Raw genomic sequence first — 17073 nt, forward strand, 5'->3', positions numbered from 1 at the left:
AAGCTTGAAGCTTGAAGCTTGAAGCTTGAAGCTTCCAGCTTAGAACTCGACCTTGACCGCCTGCGAAGCGCGGGTCGCCTTGGCCCGCGCCGCTTCAACCGACTCGTCGCGCGCCAGGCACACACCCATGCGGCGGGTACCGTTGATTTCCGGCTTGCCGAACAGGCGGATGGCAGTATCCGGCTCGCTCAAGGCTGCACCCAGGTTGGCGAAGCTGGTCTGCTGCGACTGCCCCTGCGGCAAGATCACCGCCGAGGCCGAAGGGCCGAACTGGCGCACCACCGGAATCGGCAGCCCGAGAATGGCGCGGGCATGCAGGGCGAACTGCGACAGGTCCTGGGAAATCAGGGTCACAAGGCCGGTGTCATGCGGGCGCGGCGAGACTTCGCTGAACCACACCTGGTCGCCTTTCACGAACAGTTCCACGCCAAACAGGCCCCGGCCACCCAGCGCATCGGTGACCGCCTTGGCCACACGTTGCGACTCGGCAAGCGCTTTCTCGCTCATGGCCTGGGGCTGCCAGGACTCCTGGTAGTCACCCTTCTCCTGGCGGTGGCCGACCGGTTCGAGGAAGGTGGTGCCCCCTACATGACGCACGGTCAGCAGGGTGATTTCGTAGTCGAAGTCGATGAAGCCCTCGACGATCACCCGGCCCTTGCCGGCGCGGCCGCCTTCCTGGGCATAGTCCCAGGCCTTCTGCAGGTCGGCGTCGCTGCGCAGCAGGCTCTGGCCCTTGCCCGACGAGCTCATGACCGGCTTGACCACGCACGGGTAGCCGACATCGGCCACACCCTTGGCGAAGTCTTCGTAGGTGTCGGCGAAGTGGTACGGCGAAGTTGGCAGCTCCAGCTCTTCGGCGGCCAGGCGGCGGATACCTTCGCGGTTCATGGTCAGCTGGGTCGCGCGGGCGGTGGGCACCACGTTGAAGCCTTCGTTTTCCAGCTCGACCAGGGTGGCGGTGGCGATGGCTTCGATTTCCGGAACGATGTAGTGCGGCTTCTCGGCCTCGATCACGGCACGCAAGGCCACGCCATCGAGCATGTTGACCACGTGACTGCGGTGCGCAACCTGCATGGCCGGGGCATTGGCATAGCGGTCGACGGCGATCACTTCGACGCCCAGGCGCTGCAGCTCGATCACCACTTCCTTGCCCAGCTCGCCACAGCCGCACAGCAATACACGGGTCGCAGTAGGCGACAAGGGGGTTCCGATACGGGTCATTTCAGGTCCTCGAAGGCATCCGGGGCCGCACCCGGCTTGGCGCGACCCGCTGAAAAAGGACCACTATTCTACACCATCAGCTGGCCGCAGCAGCCCGCCGGGCGCGAAATGCCATGGCCAGCCACACCGCGGTGACGCCGGTGAACTTGGAGGCCATGGCCGTGCCGACCACCGCCGGGGCCAAGGCACCGATCATGCCGAAGAAGATGAAGGTGTCCACCGGAATGCTCAACGCCGAACTCAACCACAGGCGGTCACGCAGTGGCCGCCGGGTGACGCTGAACACCAGCCAGTCGATCAGTTCGGATATGAAGAACGCGGTGGCGCTGGCCAGGGCGATGGCCGGCTCAGAGGTCACATACGACAGCACCAGCGCCACCAGCATGGCGACCAGGGCGCCGTGGCCGAAGCGGGTTTGCACCATGTCGCGCAGGATGAACACCAGGCCGCCCCAGGCGGACCAGATGACGTCCAGGTGCGGGGCACTGGAGAAGGCGTAGTTGATCAGCACTACGCTGCTGATATAGGCAAGCAGATAGAACATGGCGGGTAATCTATGGGCAAGCCGTACAGATTACCGTCGAGCCGTTCGCGGGTAAACCCGCTCCTAAAGATGATCCGTAGCCCTCCAGGCTCATGCTGTACCTGTAGGAGCGGGCGTGCCCGCGAACACCGGCGGCGCCGGTGCCATGTACCGCGGTGGCGGTTTCGCGGGCATGCCCGCTCCCACAGGGCTCTGCATCAGACTAGAGGACGAGGCCAGCCTCTACTGCCCGTTCATGGCAACGCTTGAGCACCGCGCGGCGCTCGTCATTGTCCATCCGCCCCCAGCGGCCGATCTCGGCCACGCTGCGCTGGCAGCCAGTGCAGATGTCCTGCTCGTCCAGCGCACAGATGCTCACGCAGGGCGAGGCCACCGGCCGTTCCACAACATTACTCATCGTCAATTACCAACTCCCGCGCATAACGCCGGGCATTGTGCACGTAATGGGCGGCGCTGGCTTCCAGCAGGCGCTTCTGCTGCTCGGTCAGCTCGCGCACCACCTTGCCCGGCGACCCCATCACCAGCGAACCGTCAGGAATTTCCTTGCCTTCGGGAATCAGCGCGTTGGCGCCGATGATGCAATGCTTGCCAATACGCGCGCCATTGAGGATCACCGCATTGATGCCCACCAGGCTGTAGTCACCGACCGTGCAGCCATGCAGCATGGCATTGTGACCGACGGTCACGCCCTTGCCCAAGGTCAGCGGCGACCCCATGTCGGTGTGCATCACCGTACCGTCCTGCACGTTGCTGTCTTCGCCGATGTCGATCAGTTCGTTGTCGCCGCGCAGCACTGCGCCAAACCACACACTGGCATTGGCTTGCAGGCGCACGTTGCCGATCAGCGTGGCGTTAGGCGCTGCCCAACTGGTGGGGTGGCTCTCGACCCGCAGGTCGCCCAGGCGGTACTTCATGCTTGCTCCTCAGGCTGGAACGCAGACGACGGGGGTTGGCCCCGCTCAGTTTTCGATGTACCGCTCAGGGGGCTGGTGCAAGCTGATGCCGGCATCGAACAGCAGGTTGACCAGTTCGACGATCATGATCGCCGACAAGCCCCAGATCTTGTATTCGCCATAGCGATAGCTGGGTACATACCAGCTGCGGCCCTGGTAATCGATACGGTGGGTATGGTCACGCGGGTCCTGGCGGAAAAATTCCAGCGGCACGGTGAATACTGCCGCGATCTCGGCGTCGTTGGCGCGGTATTCGACGAAGTCGGGGATAACGCCGACGAATGGTGTCACTTTCAGGCCATGCAGTGAAATCAGCGGGCTCAGCGGGCCGATCACCTCGACCAGACCCGGCGGCAAGCCAATTTCTTCTTCGGCTTCGCGCAGCGCGGTGAACACCAGGTCCGGGTCTTCCGGGTCGCGGCGGCCTCCGGGAAAAGCCACTTCACCGCCATGGGTGGACAGCCCCTGGGCGCGCAGGGTCAAGACCAGTTCGGGCGCTTCGCTACGGGTAATGGGCAAAAGAACCGCCGCTTCGGGGAACCGCCGGTCGGTTTCCAGTGACGCGGGTTGGTGGTTGCTCATTCGGCGAAGTAGCTCGTCCAGCATTGCGCACGCTCGTATCCAAGGCCTGCCTTGCATGATGCACCAAAGCCGCGTGGCACCCAAGCCCCCGCGCTTGCGGCGCGCCTGCGGCCGCGCCAAGATAGCCCGGAACATAAAGGATAGTGCCATGAACTACTGCAGCGCGTGCGGCCACCCGGTCACCCTGCGGATCCCCGAAGGCGACAGCCGCCTGCGGTATGTCTGCGAGGCTTGCCAGACCATCCACTACCAGAACCCCAACGTCGTCGCCGGCGTGCTGCCCACCTGGGGCAGCCAAGTGCTGCTGTGCCGCCGCGCCATCGAGCCGCGCCGCGGTTTCTGGACCTTGCCCGCCGGTTTCATGGAGAACGGCGAAACCCTCGACCAGGCCGCCCGTCGCGAAACGGTGGAGGAAGCCTGCGCCCGGGTCGGCGCGACCAGCCTGTACCAGCTGTTCGACCTGCCGCACATCAACCAGGTGCATGTGTTCTTCCGCGCCGAACTGGCGGACCTTGATTTCGCTGTCGGCGTCGAGAGCCTGGAGGTGCGGCTGTTCGAGGAACACGAGATTCCCTGGGGTGAGCTGGCTTTCCGCACGGTCACGCGCACACTAGAATGCTACTATCGCGACCGCATCGGGGCGCACTACCCCATAGGCCATGAATACCTGCCGCCGATGCTCGTTTCACCCAATACCTAGACGCCTTCAGGGATACCGTTACATGCGCTGGTTGCTTGCCATTTTCTGCCTTTGCGTTACCTCGGTGTCCCAGGCGGCATTTACCGAGACCATCATTCGCAAGCCTGTGCAGGCCGCGCCATCCCCGTCGTCCTCGCAGCAGGCGATGCAACCGCTGATCGATAAGGTGCTGGTGATCAAGTCCGAGCGGCGCCTGCAATTGATCAGCCGTGGCGAGCCGCTGAAGACCTACCGCATTTCCCTGGGCAAGCAGCCCAAGGGCGCCAAGCAGCGCGAGGGCGACAAGAAGACCCCAGAGGGCCTGTACTGGCTGGACTGGCGCAAGCAGAGCGATCGCTTCAACCTGGCCATGCACATCAATTACCCGAACAGCAACGATGCCGCCCGCGCAACCCGTGAAGGGGTGAGTGCCGGCAGCATGATCATGATCCACGGCACACCGATCAACGATGAATACCCGGAATGGTACTTCCACACCCTGGACTGGACCGATGGCTGCATTGCCATGCGTAACCGTGACATGCAGGAGGTGTGGAACCTGGTACGCGATGGGACGTTGATCGAAATCCGGCCCTGAGCCTTACCAGCGCAGCCACGCAGGCCAGGCAATGCCGGGAGCCGGTTGCTTTAAAAGCTCGTTAACATTTCTGCCAACGAATCATCATATTTGCGCCTTACAGTCGCGGTTTGTTTCAACCCAGCGAATACAAGGACACTCTGATGAGTCGAGATACCGGCGACAATCTGGACCGGAACCACAGCGGCAACCCGCCGATGGCCTCCGTCATGGACGTCTACCTCAGCCGCCGCAGTGTGATGCGCGGCAGCCTGGGCGCTGCCATCGCCATGATCGCCGGTACAGGCCTGGCAGGCTGCTTCGACAGCGGCGGCTCCGCCAACGATGACCCGGTTACCCAGCCGCCCGTTACCGAGCCGAAAAAACCGAAACTGGCCCTGGGTTTCCAATCCATCCCGGGGTCGCGCACCGACGCCTGCGCAGTGGCCGCCGGCTATAGCGCCTACGTGCTCGCCCCATGGGGTACGCCGCTGAACAGCAACGCCAAACCGTGGCGAGCCGATGGCAGCAACACCTCGACCGATCAAGCCAACGCCATGGGCATGCACCATGACGGCATGCATTTCTTCCCCATCAACGGCAGCTCCGAAGACGGCCTGCTGGCGATCAACTTCGAGTACATCGACACCGCCGCCCTGCACCCGGCCGGCCCAACGACCGCTATCAATGGGAAACGCCCGGCCGAAGAAGTGCGCAAGGAAATCAACGCCCACGGCGCTGGCGTGGTGCGCTTGCAGAAAACCGATGGCCGCTGGCAGGTGGTCGACAACGACCCGCTCAACCGCCGCTTCACCACCGCATCGCGCATGGCCATCAGCGGCCCGCTGCGTGGCACCGAACACGTCAAGACCAAGTACTCCCCCGCCGGCACCCACTGCCGAGGCACCAACAACAACTGCGGCAACGGCTATACGCCTTGGGGCACCTACCTCACCTGTGAAGAAAACTGGCCGGGCATTTTCGTCAACAAGGGCACCCGCCCTGAAGACCAGCAGCGCATTGGCGTGGGCACCTCCAGCGGCCAGTTCAAATGGGAAAGTGCCGCCGGCGACGCCAGCGAGGAAGCCGACGAGTTCGCCCGTTTCGACGTGACCGCCAAGGGCGCCAGCGCCACCGACGACTACCGCAACGAAGCCAGCACCTACGGCTACATCGTCGAGATCGACCCCTACGACAGCAGCACCCTCGCCACCAAACGTACCGCACTGGGCCGCTTCCGCCACGAAGGCTGCGCCCCGGGCCTGCCGGTGCCGGGCAAGCCACTGGTGTGGTACATGGGTGACGACTCCAACAACGAATACGTGTACAAGTGGGTGTCCAGCGCCGTGTGGGATGCCGCCGATGCCAACCCGGCCGACCGACTGGCCACTGGTGCCAAGTACCTGGACCAGGGCAAGCTGTATGTCGCCCGCTTCAATGCCGACGGTACCGGTGTCTGGCTGCTGCTGGACGTGACTACCCCCACCACTGGCGGCGGCACCTTGGGCGCGCTGTACGGTGACCTGCCGGGCATCCTGCTCAACACCCGGGGTGCCGGCGATGCCGTGGGCGCAACGCCAATGGACCGCCCGGAGTGGACCACGGTCAACCCGCTGAACGGCGACGTGTACCTGACACTGACCAACAACAGTGCGCGCACCCCGGAAAAAGCCGATGCCGCCAACCCGCGCGGGCCGAACCGCCATGGCCATATCATCCGCTGGCACGACAGCGACGACCAGTTGAGCTTCGCCTGGGACATCTTCGTGTTTGGCGCCAACGCTGCCGGCACCGCCGACATCAACCGTTCCGGCCTCACCGAACTGAACCAGTTCGCCAGCCCGGATGGCATGAGCTTCGATAGCCGTGGCGTGCTGTGGTTCGAGACCGACAACGGCGAAAGCACTGTCACCGACTACACCAACGACCAGCTACTGGCGGTGATCCCCACTAATCTGGTGGACGCCGGCGGCAAACAGGTGCCGGTGAACGCGCAGAACCAGGTGGACCTGCGGCGCTTCTTCGTTGGCCCGAATGGCTGCGAAGTGACCGGGATTACCTTTACCCCGGACAACAAGACGCTGTTCGTCAACATTCAGCACCCAGGGAACTGGCCATGCACCGACAACGCTACGGACGTGACGCCAGCGGGTACCAAGGTAAGGCCGCGGGCTGCGACGGTGGTGATTCAGCGGGTTGATGGCGGGGAGATCGGCACCGTCTGATCCGGTGTGGTACAGCCGGCCTTGTGCTGGCTTTACTGGCCTGTTCGCGGGCACGCCCGCTCCCACAAGTTGTGTAACCCTTTTGGGAGCGGGCGTGCCCGCGAATAGCCCTGATGCGGTCTAGAACTCGGCGAGCCGCCACACCTCATAGGCTGGCGCCTCGTACGGGTGGCTTTGCTTGAGTGCAGCGACGACCTGGGCTACCAGCTCGTCTGCCACCACCAGCTCCACCTTCCACTCTTCCACCACCTCGACCCGGCCAGTTTGCCCGAGAAACGGCTGGCTGCCGTCCAGCGGGCGAAACTGGCCCTGGCCCAGGGTTTGCCAGGCGCAGTGGTCATAGTCACCGATGCGCCCGCCACCGGCGGCGAACACAGCGGCCTTGACCACGTCGACATGGCTGGCGGGGACGAAGAAGGCGAGCTTGTACACGCCTTAGTTCACCCACACCCGCGCATTGCGGAACATGCGCATCAGCGCGGCATCTTCGTGCCACTCGTCAGGGCGCCAGGAGTTCTGCACGGCGCGGAACACACGCTCCGGGTGCGGCATCATGATGGTCACGCGACCGTCGCGGCTGGTGAGGCCGGTGATACCGCGCGGCGAGCCGTTCGGGTTGGCCGGGTAGGCTTCGGTGACCTTGCCGTGGTTATCGACATAGCGCAGGGCCACGCAACCGGACATGTCGGCGGCCAGCAGCGCTTCTTCGCTGGCGAACTCGGCATGGCCTTCACCGTGGGCGATGGCGATCGGCATGCGCGAACCGGCCATGCCTTGCAGGAAGATCGAGTTGGACTTCTGCACTTCGACCATGGCCACACGTGCCTCGAACTGCTCCGAGCGGTTGCGCACGAAGTGCGGCCAGTGCTCGGTGCCCGGGATCAGCTCGTGCAGGTTGGACATCATCTGGCAACCGTTGCACACGCCCAGGGCGAAGCTGTCGGTACGCTCGAAGAAGGCCTGGAAGGCATCACGGGCGCGGCTGTTGAACAGCGCCGACTTGGCCCAGCCCTCACCGGCGCCCAGCACGTCACCGTAGGAGAAACCACCGCAGGCCACCAGGCCCTTGAAGGCCTCGAAGTCGACGCGGCCGGCAAGGATATCGCTCATGTGCACGTCGATGGCGGCGAAGCCGGCGCGGTCGAAGGCTGCAGCCATTTCAACCTGGCCGTTGACGCCCTGCTCGCGCAGGATGGCCACTTGCGGGCGCACGCCTTTCTTGATGTACGGTGCGGCGATGTCGTCGTTGACGTCGAAGCCCAGCTTGACCGACAGGCCCGGGTTGTCTTCCTCCAGCAGCAGGTCGAATTCCTGGTCGGCGCAGTCGGCGTTGTCGCGCAGGCGCTGGATCTGGTAGCTGGTCTCGGCCCACTGGCGCTGCAGCATGCGGCGGTCGTCGTCGAACAGCACTTCGCCATTGAGGCTGATGGACACTTCGGCGTTGTTGACCGGCTTGCCGATCACCGCCACGCAACCTTCGCCCAGGCCAGCGGCGCTGAACTGTGCCAGTACGTCGGGGGTGGCGTCCTGGCGAACCTGAATGACCGCCCCCAGCTCTTCGTTGAACAGAATGGCCGCCACATCGGCCTTGCTGTCAGTCAGCGGGTCGAGGTGCAGGTCCAGGCCGCAGTGGCCGGCAAAGGCCATTTCCAGCACGGTGGCGGCCAGGCCACCGTCGGAACGGTCGTGGTAGGCCAGCAGGTGGCCATCTTCGTTCAGGCCCTGGATCACGGCGAAGAAGGCCTTGAGGTCTTCGGCGTCGTCGACATCCGGTGCCTGGGCAGCGATCTTGCCGTAGGTCTGGGCCAGGATCGAGGCGCCCATGCGGTTCTTGCCGCGGCCGAGGTCGACCAGGATCAGGTCGGTTTCACCCTTGTCCATGCGCAGTTGCGGGGTCAGGGTCTTGCGAATGTCGGTGACCGGCGCGAAGCCGGTGATGATCAGCGACATCGGCGAGGTCACGCTCTTCTCGACGCCCTCGTCGCTCCACTTGGTTTTCATCGACATGGAGTCTTTGCCGACCGGAATGGTAATGCCCAGCTCTGGGCACAGCTCCATGCCGACCGCCTTGACGGTGTCGTACAAGCGCGCGTCTTCACCTGGGTGGCCGGCAGCGGACATCCAGTTGGCCGACAGCTTGACGTCGGACAGTTTCTCGATGCGCGATGCCGCCAGGTTGGTCAGCGTTTCGCCAATGGCCATGCGGCCGGATGCGGGGGCGTCCAGCAAGGCCAGCGGGGTTCGCTCGCCCATGGCCATGGCTTCACCGGTGTACACATCGAAGCTGGTGGCCGTGACGGCGCAGTCGGCAACCGGAACCTGCCACGGGCCGACCATCTGGTCGCGGGCAACCAGGCCGGTGATGGTGCGGTCGCCGATGGTGATCAGGAAGCTCTTGCTGGCCACTGCCGGGTGGTTCAGCACGCGCTGCACGGCGCTGTCCAGGTCCAGCTCGCTTGGGTCGAAATCATCGCCCAGCTCGGCTTCACGGGTGACCGAACGGTGCATGCGCGGCGGCTTGCCCAGCAGCACGTCGAGGGGCATGTCCACCGGGGTGTTGCCGAAGTGGCTGTCGCTGACGGTCAGGTGCTTTTCTTCGGTGGCTTCACCGACCACGGCAAACGGGCAACGCTCGCGCTCGCAAATGGCCTTGAAGCGCTCGAAGTCGACGGCGCTGACGGCCAGCACGTAACGCTCCTGCGACTCGTTGCTCCAGATTTCGTGCGGGGCCATGCCCGGTTCGTCGTTGGGCACGTTGCGCAGCTCGAAGCGGCCACCGCGGCCACCGTCGTTGACCAGCTCCGGGAAGGCGTTGGAGATGCCGCCGGCGCCCACGTCGTGGATGAAGGCGATAGGGTTGGCATCGCCCAGCTGCCAGCAGCGGTCGATGACCTCCTGGCAACGGCGCTCCATTTCCGGGTTTTCACGCTGTACCGAGGCGAAGTCCAGGTCAGCGGAGCTGGCGCCGGTGGCCACCGACGAAGCAGCGCCGCCGCCCAGGCCGATCAGCATGGCCGGACCACCGAGTACGATCAGCTTGGCGCCGACCGTGATCTCGCCCTTCTGCACGTGGTCTTCACGGATGTTGCCCATGCCGCCTGCGAGCATGATCGGCTTGTGGTAACCGCGTACTTCTTCACCGTGCGGGGTGTTGATGGCCTGCTCGAAGGTACGGAAGTAGCCGGTCAGCGCCGGGCGACCGAATTCGTTGTTGAAAGCAGCACCGCCCAATGGGCCTTCGATCATGATGTCGAGGGCGTCGACGATGCGCTCTGGCTTGCCGTAGGCCTGCTCCCAGGGCTGCTCGAAGCCCGGAATGCGCAGGTTGGACACGGTGAAGCCGGTCAGGCCAGCCTTGGGCTTGGCGCCTCGGCCAGTAGCACCTTCGTCGCGGATTTCGCCACCCGAGCCGGTGGACGCACCGGAGAACGGGGCGATGGCGGTCGGGTGGTTGTGGGTTTCCACCTTCATGAGGATGTGCACCGGCTCCTGCACCGCGCCGTACTGGCGGGTTTCAGGGTTCGGGAAGAAGCGGCCGGCAACGTTGCCGACGATCACCGAGGCGTTGTCCTTGTACGCAGACAGCACACCTTCGTTGTGCATCTGGTAGGTGTTCTTGATCATGCCGAACAGGCTTTTTTCCTGCGCCTGGCCGTCGATGTCCCAACTGGCGTTGAAGATCTTGTGGCGGCAGTGCTCGGAGTTGGCCTGGGCGAACATCATCAGTTCGATGTCGTTCGGGTTGCGCTTGAGGCCCTGGAAGGCATTGACCAGGTAGTCGATTTCGTCTTCGGCCAGGGCCAGGCCGAGGTCGATGTTGGCCTTGGCCAGCGCGTCGCGGCCGCCGCCGAGGATATCGACCGAGGTCATCGGCTTGGGCTGGGCGTGGCTGAACATGTCAGCGGCCTGCTCCAACTGGCCGAGCACGCGCTGGGTCATGCGGTCGTGCAGCTCGGCGGCGATCAGGGCGGCGTCAGCGTCGCTCAGGTTGCCGGCAACGTAGTAGGCGATACCACGCTCCAGGCGCTGGATTGCCTGCAGGCCGCAGTTGTGAGCGATGTCGCTGGCCTTGCTGGCCCATGGCGAGATGGTGCCCAGGCGCGGTACGACCAGGAACAGGCGGCCGCTCGGCTCCTGTACCGGCACGCTCGGGCCGTACTTGAGCAGACGGCCCAGCACCTGCTGCTGGTCGGCGGTCAGTTCGCCTTCAACATCGGCGAAGTGGGCAAATTCGGCATACAAACCAGTAACAGCGGGGACTTTCTGGCTCAGTTGCTCGAGTAATTTACCGTGGCGAAAGGCAGAAAGGGCAGGAGCGCCGCGCAGGATCAACATCGTCGGGACAGCCTCAGGAAGGGGTGTGCTTAGAGGCCGTGCATTCTAGCCTAAATCGTTGGCTTTCGGCACCCGCTCTAAGCCATGGCTGCCGGGCGGCGGAACCGGACTTTGGGGTCAAAAAAAAGCGACAAGCCGTAAGCTGCAAGCCACAAGAAAAAAACATGCCCTGCCCGGCTGCTTTTTCTTGTGGCTTGCAGCTTGAAGCTTGCAGCACATAATCCGCTACCAGACAACCTAACAGTTGTCGAGATATGGTTGCGCCGGTCCTTTGCGTATACTGCAAGCTATGTTCGCCCACACTGCTTTGCGCCAGCGTTGCGCCAAATGGCTCCTCGCAACCGGACTCTTTCTGCTGCTCGGTGCCTGCGTTGAAAAACCCAGCACCCTCGAGCGCGTGAAGGAGGACGGCGTGCTGCGCGTGATCACCCGCAACAGCCCGGCCACCTACTTCCAGGACCGCAACGGCGAAACCGGCTTCGAGTACGAACTTGTCCAGCATTTCGCCGATGATCTCGGCGTAAAACTGCAGATCGAAACCGCCGACAACCTCGACGAACTGTACGATTCGCTCGGCAAGCCCGCCGGCCCGGTGCTGGCCGCGGCCGGCCTGGTCAGCAGTGAACGGCGCAAGGCCCAGGTGAAATACTCGCATCCCTACCTGGAAGTCACCCCGCAGGTGGTCTATCGCAACGGCCGCCCACGCCCGACCGACGCCAAGGGCCTGGTCGGCAAGAAAATCATGGTGCTCAAGGGCAGCAGCCATGCCGACCTTCTGGCCGAGCTGAAAAAGCAGAACCCAGGCCTGGAATATGAAGAGTCCGATGCGGTCGAGGTGGTCGACCTGCTGCGCATGGTCGACGAAGGCCAGATCGACCTGACCCTGGTCGACTCCAACGAACTGGCGATGAACCAGGTGTACTTCCCCAACGTGCGGGTTGCCTTCGACGTGGGCGATACCCGTGATCAACGCTGGGCAGTCGCGGCCGGTGAAGACAACAGCCTGCTCAACGAAATCAATGAATTCCTCGACAAGGCGCAGAAAAACGGCACCCTGCAGCGCTTGAAGGACCGCTACTACGGCCATGTCGATGTTCTGGGCTACGTGGGCGCCTACACCTTCGCCCAGCATCTGCAGCAGCGCCTGCCCAAGTACGAGAAGCACTTCAAGAGCTACGCCAAGGTCGAGCAGGTGGACTGGCGCCTGCTGGCCGCCATTGGTTACCAGGAATCGATGTGGCAACCGGAGGTAACCTCCAAGACCGGCGTACGCGGCCTGATGATGCTGACCCAGCGCACCGCCCAGGCGATGGGCGTATCCAACCGCCTGGACCCGCGGCAGAGCATCCAGGGGGGCGCCAAGTACTTCATGAAAATCAAGGAAGAGCTCGACGACAGCATCAAGGAGCCAGACCGCACCTGGTTCGCCCTGGCTGCCTACAACGTCGGCAGCGGCCACCTGGAAGATGCCCGTACCCTGGCCAAGCGCGAAAAGCTCAACCCGAACAAGTGGCTGGACGTGAAGAAGATGCTGCCGCGCCTGTCGCAGAAACAGTGGTACCGGCAGACCAAGTACGGCTATGCCCGCGGTGGCGAGCCTGTGCACTTCGTGGCCAACATCCGCCGCTACTACGACATCCTCACCTGGGTCACCCAACCGCAGCTCGAAGGCCAGGTCGCCGAAGGCAACCTGCATGTGCCTGGTGTGAACAAGGACAAGCCTGCGGACCAGTCACCGCCGATGTGAGCCTGTAGCGGCCTGTTCGCGGGCACGCCCGCTCCCACAGGTCCACCACAAGCCTGAGGGAGTGGCATTAGTATGGGAGCGGGCGTGCCCGCGAACAGGTCGGCCCAGGCTAGCCCTTGGCCCGGCGGGCCTTGAAGAAGTCGCTGAGGATCTGCCCACACTCCTGCGCCAGCACCCCGCCCTCCACCATCACCCGGTGGTTGAGAAAGCCCTGGCCGAAGAACTGCCCCTGGCTTTGCACGATCCCCGCCTTGGGCTCCAGCGCGCCAAACACCACCCGCATCACCCGTGAATGTACGATCAGGCCTGCACACATGCTGCATGGTTCCAGCGTGACGTACAGGGTGCTGCCTGGCAGGCGGTAGTTGCTGGCCGCCTTGGCCGCCGCCCGAATCGCCACCATCTCGGCATGGGCACTGGGGTCGCTGTCGATGATCGGCCGGTTGAAGCCCTGACCAATCACCTGGCCATGCTGCACCAGCACCGCCCCCACCGGTACCTCGCCCAGCGCTGCACCCTCGGCTGCCAGGGACAACGCCAGGCGCATGAATTCCTGATCGCGGCTGCGATCGATGATCTGCGGGCGCATCACACCACCGCGATAGCGGCCATCAGGCCGGTTTCCATGTGGTCGATGACGTGGCAGTGGAACATCCAGGTGCCGGGGTTATCCGCCACCAGGGCCACCTGCGCGCGCTCGTTCTTGCCCAGCAGGTAGGTGTCGGTGAACCACGGCTCCTTGATGTCGTGCCGGTTGGAGGCGATCACCTTGAAACTCATGCCATGCAGGTGGATCGGGTGCTGGTACTGGGTCATGTTCTTCAACTCGAAGATGTAGCTTTTGCCTTTTTGCAGCGTGGCGATGGGGCGGTCGGCGCAGGTCTTGTCGGTGATGTCCCAGGCTTGGCCGTTGATTTGCCAAAGGCTCGGTGGCTTGTCCTGGTCGGTGGTGACCGAAACCTTCGCCGCCCATTCGAAATTGAAGTTGAGCTTTTCGGCATTCTCCAGGTCCGGTTCGGCTATCGGGTTGGCCGGCAGCGCTGGCGGCCAGTCCCCCGGGGCATCGGTACTGGCCACCGAGCGCAGGGTGCCCAGGCGCACGAAGCCATCGCGCAGGGAAATTTCCTCCCCCGCCTGGGGAATGCGGATAGCCAGGCAGATGCGCATGCCAGGGCCGAGCCAGTACTCGTCCTCCAGGGGGCGAGGGGTCACCGGGTTACCATCGAGCGCGTAGATCCGGGCCTCGCAGTTGCCCTTGAGGTTCACCCGGTAAGTCCAGGTGTTGTCCAGGTTCAGCAGACGCACGCGCACCACCTGCCCGGCCGGCAGTTCGGTGACCGCGTCGGCCTGGCCATTGATGGTGATCAGGCGCCCGGCGGTGCCGTTGCGCGCGGCCTCGCGCGGGATACTGAACGGCAGCCAGCCACCCTCCTCGTCCACGTGCCAGTTCTTCAGGCTGAGTGTGCGCTCATGCCGGAAGCCGGTGGGCTCGCGCTCCTCGACGATCAGCGGGCCGACCAGGCCACGGCCCAGCTCTTCGGAACTGCTGACATGAGGGTGGTACCAGTAGCTGCCCGCATCCGGTACGCGGAACTTGTAGTCGAAGTACTCGCCTGGCTTGACCGGCAGTTGCGACACATAAGGCACGCCGTCCATTTCCAGCGGCAGGCGGATACCGTGCCAGTGGATGGTGGTTTCCACCGGCAGGTGGTTGATGAAGCGCACCCGCAGCCAGGTGCCTTGGCGCACACGCAATTCGGTGCCCGGTGCAGAGGGCCCGAACGCCCAGGCCTCGGTCTTGAAGCCCGGCACCAGCTCGACGTCAAGCGGCGCGGCGATCAGCTCGTAGTCATGGCCGGCGTTGTCGTCCTCGACCTTGCCCAGCCAGTAACGCGCCGCGCCACCGGCGCCCAGGCCAACCACAACCAGGCCGGTCAGGCCCTTGAGCATTTGTCGACGGGTGAAGGACATCGGTGCGGGTACCTCGTGTTCGGTGCGATCAAGCTGCCAGCCTCGGCTGACGATGAAGGGCGAATACGATACACCTGCAAATGGGAAATATTAAGTGAAGTCTCTAGAGACCCTGGCGTTCCGCTTCCACGGCGCCGCCACACAACTGATTGAACCACTGCCGGTCATGGTCGCCAGGTTGGCGCATGGCAGCCTGCAGCAGTGCACCGTCCAGCCTGACGCGAAGGTTGTCGAGGCGCGCAGCCAATGGCGGATGGGAGTCGAATGGATGGGGCATGGTCAGGCCCAGCACGTCCTCATCCAGGCGCAACGGCACGCGCTGCAAATGCCGGGGCAGCGCTGCCAGCAGGCCTTGGCCGCCGCACTCGTGCAGCAAGGCATCGACCATGCTGCCCAGGGCGATCGCCCGCAACAACGCCTGCATGAACAGCTCCGGCCCGGCCACTTCGGCACCGGCCCGGTCAGCCAGCAATTCCTGCTCACGCCCCCAGTGATGGACCGCGACCTGAAAATGGTGCAGGAACTGACCGGCTGCCCATACCACCGGGCGAGCGACCCAGGCGGCGCCGCGCTCAGCGTCGACCAGGGTCGAGAACTGGGCGCACATCAAGCTGAAGCGTGCGTTGGTCGCACTGCCCTGCTCCGTGTCGCGGCTGCGAAAATGGCCAAGCTCATGGCCAATGATCGCGGCGGCTTCCCGCTGGCTCAAGGCGCCGAGACACGGTAACGACAGATACAAGGTTCGGCCATTGAGTACCGACTGACAGGGCTGCAGCACGACTGGAACGCTGGTGACGAAAAAGCTTTGGTCGATGCCGACCACGATATTGTCCGGTACTGGCGCATGCAACTGCGCGGCCAGGCCCTCGACCCATTGCCAGAGCGCCGAAGCCCCCTGCCGGTGAAGCTGTCGGCCGAGAAAGCTCGCCTTCGACGCCCCGATGCGCGGCCATTGCTGGCGCATTCGCCAGGCGGTACGCAGGCACACGAGCAGTAATGACGCCAGCGGCAGCACCACGATCAGCACGGTAACCCCGCCCTGTGCCGCATGGCTGAAGCCGGCGCTGACTTCATACAGCAGCAGAAGGCCCAACGAGCCAGCCAGCAGCCCCATGTAGACGCTTAGCCAACGCCCCAGCACCCGCCAGCTGGCGGTCATGCGCTGGTGCAGGTAATGCGCCGAGCGCAAGGCCCGCCAGGCGTCGTACCTGAGCCTGAGCCAAGCGCCGATGCCAGCGACCAGCGCGCCCCATGCCAGCCAGCCGCCGACACCGGCCAGCGTTCTACGCACGCTAAGCCAGTGGCGGTCGGTATCGAGCTCATCCAACTGCCGTTGCAGCACTTCACGCGTGTCCAGGCGCCCTGCCAGTTCCTTGCGCGCCGCCCAAGGCAGTGTGCGCAACAAGTCCTCGCTGGGCGTTGCCAGCCACTGCCGGATGATCCCCGCCTGCTCTTGCGCCGTCTCGGCCCGCCATTGCTGCACGCCGCCCCAGCCGACCAGCAGCAACGGCAACAGCAGCATGACCAGGCCCCAAGCCAGGCGCCTCATTGCAGCGCCCCGCTATACATCTACCTGCATCAACTCCAGTTGCCGTTGTGCATGGGCCGCATTGCGGTAGGCCGCCAACAGCTCGAGCACTTCGTCGTTCCCCAGCTTGCGACCCTTCAAGGCCAGGCCGGCAGACATGATGCGAATCTGCGGTCGCGGCTTTTTCAGGGCCATCGCCTGGTTTCCGAAAAACTGCAGCTTGACCACGCGATGCTTAGGGAGCGCAGCTTCGCTGCTCATCTCCAGCGTCTGTACCATGACCAGGCCTTCGTCCTTGACCGCGATGTCCTCGACTTCAGCCATGTCGACAGGGGCGTCCAGGGTATCGACGAACAGCTGTCGGCGAGTCAGGCGCATGAACACCTGCGTGCCCGCGTTGCGGTGCTGCCAGGTCACCACTGCCGCCATGCACACCACGAACAGCACCAGTGCGACCGCGCCCAGGCGTTGCGGGTTGAACGTGGTGACCAGCAGAATCAGGGCGCCCACCAGCAGTATCGGCCCCCAGACCTTGTAACGCCGGGAGTTGGTAAATTCGCTTTGCTCCGGGACGCGCTCGATTACCTGTTTGAGTTCGGCAACCACCCGCTCGCGCTGGGCGGCACGGGCTTGCTCATAGTCTTCGCCAAGCGCGCCGGAAAGGTCGGCCAGCGGTTCGTCGGGTTTAGCCATGATCAGATGTGCTCCCCG

Annotated in this window: 15 protein-coding genes; 4 read left to right on the top strand and 11 right to left on the bottom strand. The window is 64.1% G+C overall.

Features of this window, described 5'->3' with window-relative positions; all coding sequences use genetic code 11:
* Positions 1–39: 39 nt before the first annotated feature.
* The 5 genes from purT to QME24_RS09490 all read right to left on the bottom strand — a co-directional run bounded on the left by purT (position 40) and on the right by QME24_RS09490 (position 3324).
* Entirely contained in the window at positions 40–1221 is a 1182-nt protein-coding gene (gene purT / locus QME24_RS09470) for a formate-dependent phosphoribosylglycinamide formyltransferase (RefSeq protein WP_009683437.1), read from the bottom strand.
* Positions 1222–1297: 76 nt separating this feature from the next.
* Entirely contained in the window at positions 1298–1765 is a 468-nt protein-coding gene (locus QME24_RS09475) for a VUT family protein (RefSeq protein WP_047150237.1), read from the bottom strand.
* A 202-nt stretch (positions 1766–1967) separates the two neighbouring features.
* On the bottom strand, positions 1968–2162 hold the full coding sequence (locus tag QME24_RS09480; protein ID WP_029885507.1) for a DUF1289 domain-containing protein: 195 nt from the start codon (positions 2160–2162) through the stop codon (positions 1968–1970).
* Complete coding sequence (locus QME24_RS09485; protein WP_029885508.1) at positions 2155–2679, bottom strand: gamma carbonic anhydrase family protein; 525 nt, start codon at positions 2677–2679, stop codon at positions 2155–2157. Before QME24_RS09485 ends, QME24_RS09480 begins: the two co-directional genes overlap by 8 nt.
* A gap of 45 nt (positions 2680–2724) precedes the next feature.
* The gene (locus tag QME24_RS09490; RefSeq protein WP_029885509.1) at positions 2725–3324 is read right to left on the bottom strand and encodes a CoA pyrophosphatase; all 600 of its coding nucleotides are present in this window, start codon (positions 3322–3324) and stop codon (positions 2725–2727) included.
* 124 nt (positions 3325–3448) lie between these two features.
* Between QME24_RS09490 and QME24_RS09495 the strand changes: the two genes are divergently transcribed.
* The 3 genes from QME24_RS09495 (at position 3449) to QME24_RS09505 (ending at position 6781) form a co-directional block, all read left to right on the top strand.
* Positions 3449–4000 (top strand): NUDIX hydrolase, encoded by a 552-nt coding sequence (locus tag QME24_RS09495; protein WP_029885510.1) that lies wholly within the window; start codon positions 3449–3451, stop codon positions 3998–4000.
* A gap of 22 nt (positions 4001–4022) precedes the next feature.
* On the top strand, positions 4023–4577 hold the full coding sequence (locus QME24_RS09500) for a L,D-transpeptidase family protein (RefSeq protein WP_029885511.1): 555 nt from the start codon (positions 4023–4025) through the stop codon (positions 4575–4577).
* Between the two features lie 143 nt (positions 4578–4720).
* Positions 4721–6781, top strand: coding sequence for a PhoX family phosphatase (locus QME24_RS09505; RefSeq protein ID WP_029885512.1), 2061 nt, complete (start codon positions 4721–4723; stop codon positions 6779–6781).
* Positions 6782–6901: 120 nt separating this feature from the next.
* Here the strand turns inward: QME24_RS09505 and QME24_RS09510 are convergent, their stop codons facing one another.
* Together QME24_RS09510 and purL are read right to left on the bottom strand one after the other, a co-directional pair.
* Positions 6902–7213, bottom strand: a complete 312-nt coding sequence (locus tag QME24_RS09510) for an NIF3 1 (RefSeq protein ID WP_009683429.1) — start codon at positions 7211–7213, stop codon at positions 6902–6904.
* A 3-nt stretch (positions 7214–7216) separates the two neighbouring features.
* On the bottom strand, positions 7217–11116 hold the full coding sequence (gene purL, locus QME24_RS09515; RefSeq protein WP_009683428.1) for a phosphoribosylformylglycinamidine synthase: 3900 nt from the start codon (positions 11114–11116) through the stop codon (positions 7217–7219).
* A gap of 289 nt (positions 11117–11405) precedes the next feature.
* Between purL and mltF the strand changes: the two genes are divergently transcribed.
* On the top strand, positions 11406–12863 hold the full coding sequence (gene mltF / locus QME24_RS09520; RefSeq protein WP_029885513.1) for a membrane-bound lytic murein transglycosylase MltF: 1458 nt from the start codon (positions 11406–11408) through the stop codon (positions 12861–12863).
* Positions 12864–12972: 109 nt separating this feature from the next.
* On the opposite strand, the gene tadA is transcribed toward mltF, so the two are convergent.
* The 4 genes from tadA to QME24_RS09540 all read right to left on the bottom strand — a co-directional run bounded on the left by tadA (position 12973) and on the right by QME24_RS09540 (position 17055).
* Positions 12973–13452: a tRNA adenosine(34) deaminase TadA gene (tadA, locus tag QME24_RS09525; RefSeq protein ID WP_029885514.1), complete on the bottom strand. Its 480-nt coding sequence runs from the start codon at positions 13450–13452 to the stop codon at positions 12973–12975.
* The gene (locus QME24_RS09530) at positions 13452–14834 is read right to left on the bottom strand and encodes a multicopper oxidase family protein (protein WP_029885515.1); all 1383 of its coding nucleotides are present in this window, start codon (positions 14832–14834) and stop codon (positions 13452–13454) included. The genes tadA and QME24_RS09530 overlap by 1 nt, the downstream gene beginning before the upstream one ends.
* Positions 14835–14937: 103 nt before the next feature.
* Positions 14938–16383, bottom strand: a complete 1446-nt coding sequence (locus QME24_RS09535; RefSeq protein ID WP_029885516.1) for a M48 family metallopeptidase — start codon at positions 16381–16383, stop codon at positions 14938–14940.
* Between the two features lie 12 nt (positions 16384–16395).
* Positions 16396–17055: a hypothetical protein gene (locus QME24_RS09540; protein WP_029885517.1), complete on the bottom strand. Its 660-nt coding sequence runs from the start codon at positions 17053–17055 to the stop codon at positions 16396–16398.
* Positions 17056–17073: the final 18 nt, after the last annotated feature.

The organism is Pseudomonas sp. PARCl1, from assembly GCF_947311875.1.
GTDB lineage: Bacteria > Pseudomonadota > Gammaproteobacteria > Pseudomonadales > Pseudomonadaceae > Aquipseudomonas > Aquipseudomonas juntendi.